Genomic DNA, 3817 nt, shown 5'->3' with positions numbered 1-3817 from the left:
GCGTGGGCTCGGGTGGTTCCGCAGCTCGAGGCGGCGCTCGAGCGCTGGCGGCGCCCATGAGCACGCGCGGGCGGGTGTGTCTGCACGTTCCCTACCTGTACCCGCTGCTGGCGCATGGCGCCGGCGGCACCGCCGGAGGCGCGGAGGTCCAGCAGCGCCAGTTCGCGCTCGGTCTCGCGCAGCGCGGATTCGAGGTCTCGGTCGTCACCTGCGACTACGGTCAACCGTCACCGGAACGGCGAGACGAGCTCGCGATCTGGAAGTCGTTCGCCCCGCACGCCGGATGGCCGGTATTGCGCTTCGTCCACCCGCGGCTCACGAGCACCGTCGCCGCGTTGTGGCGCGCCAATGCCGAGGTCTATTTCATGAAGGGCTCGGGGCTGCTGCCGGGCGTGACCTGCGATGTGGCGCATGCACGTGGCGCGGCGTTCGCATGGCTCGCCGCCCACGACTACGACGTCGAACCGGACTTCCCGGCACTCGAGCACGGCCGCGAACGCGCGTGGTTCCGCCGCGCACTGCTGGGCTGTGACCTGCGGCTGGTGCAGACCGAGTTTCAGCGCACGCGGCTCGCGAGTGTCTGGGGGCTCGAGTCGGGGGTGGTGAAGAGCCCGATCGGACGCATCGAAACCGCAACCGATCCCGGCAGCGCTTCGGTCGTGCTGTGGGTCGCGACCTACCGTGAGCGCAAGCGCCCGGAGTGGTTCACCGAGCTGGCCGCGCGCTTTCCGAAGCACCGTTTCAAGATGTGCGGCCACGTTCCGGAGCCGCCGCTCACCCGCGATCCCTTCGATGCGGCACGGGCGCGGGCCCGCGAGCTCCCGAATCTCGAGGTGCTGGGAGACGTTCCGCATCAGCAGGTCGGCACGCTCTACCGGGAGGCGGCGGTGGTCGTCCACACTTCGGAGGCTGAGGGCTTTCCGAACGTGTTCCTCGAAGCATGGGCGCATGGCGTACCGACGCTGTCGGCCGTCGACCCCGATCACATCGTCGCGACGCACGGAATCGGACGTGTCGCTCAGACGCTCGATGGCTTCGCATCCGAACTCTCGCGACTCCTCGACGACCCCGAGCAGCGACGCGTGCTGGGGACTCGCGCGCGCGCCTACGTCTCGGAGCACCACGATCGCGAGCGCATCCTCGACCAGCTGGCGGAACGCTTCGACGAGCTCATCGCGCGCCGGCGTGCGCGCGGGCGGGCGGGTGATACGGAACCGCGGGCTCGGGCACGCGATCGATGAAGTTGCGGTGCCACAACTCGAGCGTCAGCAGCGTCCACAGCTCGCGCGCGCGGTCGCGGCGCCCGGAGAGGTGATCCTCGACCACCGCGCGCAGCGCATCGGGGCGCCAGTAGCCGCGCCCGAGACAGGTCGGGGACAGCAGCGTGTCGGCGACCAGCTCGCGCAGCGGTCCGCGAAACCACGGGGAGAGCGGCACCGTGAAGCCGACCTTCGGCCGATCGATGATCTCGTGCGGCAGGCGCCGATAGGCGAGCTGCTTGAGCAGCCACTTGCCGGTCAGTCCGCGCACCTTGAGTCGATCCGGCAGGCGCGCCGCCCACTCGACCAGCGGGTGATCGAGCAGCGGAACCCGCGCTTCGATCGATGCCGCCATGCTCATCTTGTCCATCTTCATCAGCAGGTCGTCGGGGAGCCACAGGCGCCGGTCGACATCGAGCATGCGATCGAGCGGCCGCCGCGCGGTGGTCTCGGCCAGCATGCGTCCGAAGGCGGCAGCGCCGGCGCGATCGTGTACGGCGAGTTCGGGCGCGAGCAGCCGGCGACGCTCCTCGCCTGCGAAGCCCGCGAACCACGAGCTGAGGCGTTCGGCTTCGTCACGGAACCGCGCGCTGCGTGCCACGACCTGGAGCTTGCGAAATCCGAACGGCAGCCGGTCGACGAATCCGTCCAGCACCACCGATCGCAGCGCAGCGGGCCAGCGGCTCAGCGTGCGCGCCCACGGCTCGACGGCGTACTTGGGGTATCCGGCGAACAGCTCGTCGCCACCTTCACCGGTCAGCACCACGGTGACCGTTTCGCGCGCGAGCTGGGAGACCAGATAGGTCGGGATCGCAGCGGGTTCCGAAAGCGGCTCGTCCTGATGCCAGACCAGCCGTGGAAGTTCACGCAACAGATCGGCGGCGGTCACCATGATCTCGCGATGATCGGTGCGGCAGTGTTCGGCCACGCGGCGCGCGAACGGCAGCTCGCTGTAGGGACCCGGAGCATCGAATCCGACCGAGAAGGTCTGGACCGGGCGATCGACGAGTTCGCTCATGAACGAAACGATCAGGCTCGAATCGACGCCGCCCGACAACAACGCTCCGAGCGGAACCTCGCTCATCAGACGCAGCCGCACGGCCTCGCGTAACCGGCTCTCGACCTCGGTCAGCGCGTCCGCCTCGCCGATCTCGAGCTTGGGCTCCCACGCCACATCCCAGAAGCGGCGCGTGGTGATCCCGCTCGCCTCCGCGATGAGCAGGTGGCCGGGCGGCAGCTTCTCGATGCCGTCGAACAGGGTGTCGGGCGCGGCGGTGTAGCGCAGCGTGAGGTGTTCGACCAGCGACGGTACGCGCACGCGGCGCTCGACGCCCGGGAACGCGAACAATGCCTTGATCTCGGAAGCGAACAGCACCCGGCCCTGCGCGCGTGTGAAGTAGAGCGGCTTGATGCCGAGCCGGTCGCGCGCGCACAGCAGGCGCCGCCGCGGCCGATCCCAGATCGCGAACGCGAACATGCCGCGCAAGTGCTCCACCACCGCGTCGCCCCACTGCTCGTAGCCGTGCACGATGCTCTCGGTGTCGCTGAGGGTGCGATAGCGATGGCCATGGCCCTCGAGCTCGCGCCGCAATTCGACGTGGTTGTAGATTTCCCCGTTGAATACGATCCACACGTCGCCGGTTTCGTTCGAGAGCGGTTGTGCGCCGGTCGCGAGATCCACGATCGCGAGGCGTCGAAAGGCCAGACCCACGCCGTCTTCGAGATGCACGCCGTCGTCGTCGGGCCCGCGGTGGGCGAGCCGCGCGCACGCCTGATCCAGCCACTCGGCTGCGGGTCGTCCACCCGCGGGATCGAAGACTCCGGCGATGCCGCACATCGTCAGCTCCCGATCGAGGGCGGGCGCCACAGGCGGCTCGCCCAGCCGTGACCCGCGAGCCACAGCAGCAAGGGCTCGAACGGCATTCGATAGCGCAGCACGCAGAAGAACATCGCATTCACCAGCGCGAAGCCGACGATCGCGCCGAGGATCGGGGCGCGGATCGGCGAGCCCGACAGCGCCATCAGACCGAGCAGTGCTCCGACGAACACCACGACGGTGAGCGTGCCCTGAGCGAGCCGGGCGGTATGCTCGAGGAACGGGGCGCGCGTGTAGGTCTCGGGGTAGAGCGCGAAGAGACTGCCGAGTCGCACGAAATAGAGCGCCACCGCGCGCCCCGGATGTTCGCGCATCCACGCCAGCGCTTCGTCGCGGAAGCCGCGATCCATCGCGAGTTCGTCGGGTTCGCGCGCCAGTCGGACGGAAAACGCAGAATCGGGCAGCATGATCGAGCCCGCGCGCCCGGTCGTCCGCTCGTTGTTGCCGAGCCACAGGGCGCGTCCGCCGCCGCTCGCGACGAAGAACCAGCGACCGTGGACGTGATGATTGCGCAGCGTCCATGGCGTCAGCACGACCACGAACGCCGCGGCCGCGATCAGCACCGGCCCGAGCCACGCGCGCCGCGCGCCCGCGAGCTGAATCGCAGCCGCCACAGCGAATCCGGGCAGCAGCAGCACCGCGTTGGGACGAATCAGCACCGCGATCCCCATCAGCGCACCGC

3 protein-coding genes are annotated in these 3817 nt (G+C 69.4%); 1 reads left to right on the top strand and 2 read right to left on the bottom strand.

Features of this window, described 5'->3' with window-relative positions; genetic code table 11:
• Window positions 1-56 precede the first annotated feature (56 nt).
• Window positions 57-1241, top strand: coding sequence for a glycosyltransferase family 4 protein (locus HOP12_09375; protein ID NOT34366.1), 1185 nt, complete (start codon window positions 57-59; stop codon window positions 1239-1241).
• On the opposite strand, the gene asnB is transcribed toward HOP12_09375, so the two are convergent.
• Both asnB and HOP12_09365 read right to left on the bottom strand, forming a co-directional pair.
• Entirely contained in the window at window positions 1171-3096 is a 1926-nt protein-coding gene (asnB, locus tag HOP12_09370) for an asparagine synthase (glutamine-hydrolyzing) (protein ID NOT34365.1), read from the bottom strand. The two genes, HOP12_09375 and asnB, sit on opposite strands and share 71 nt — an antisense overlap.
• A gap of 2 nt (window positions 3097-3098) precedes the next feature.
• Window positions 3099-3817, bottom strand: a 719-nt coding sequence (locus HOP12_09365; GenBank protein ID NOT34364.1) for a hypothetical protein, incomplete at its 5' end; no start/stop codon positions are given.

The sequence above is a fragment of the Candidatus Eisenbacteria bacterium genome, from assembly GCA_013140805.1.
Classification (GTDB): Bacteria; Eisenbacteria; RBG-16-71-46; order RBG-16-71-46; family RBG-16-71-46; genus JABFRW01.
This window is presented reverse-complemented; position numbering and strand designations above follow the sequence as displayed.

What these genes read in the sequence shown, in the direction of transcription:
- HOP12_09375 (NOT34366.1), top strand. Translation starts at nt 57, where the DNA reads ATGAGCACGCGCGGGCGGGTGTGTCTGCACGTTCCCTACCTGTACCCG.
- asnB (NOT34365.1), bottom strand. Translation starts at nt 3,096, where the DNA reads ATGTGCGGCATCGCCGGAGTCTTCGATCCCGCGGGTGGACGACCCGCA.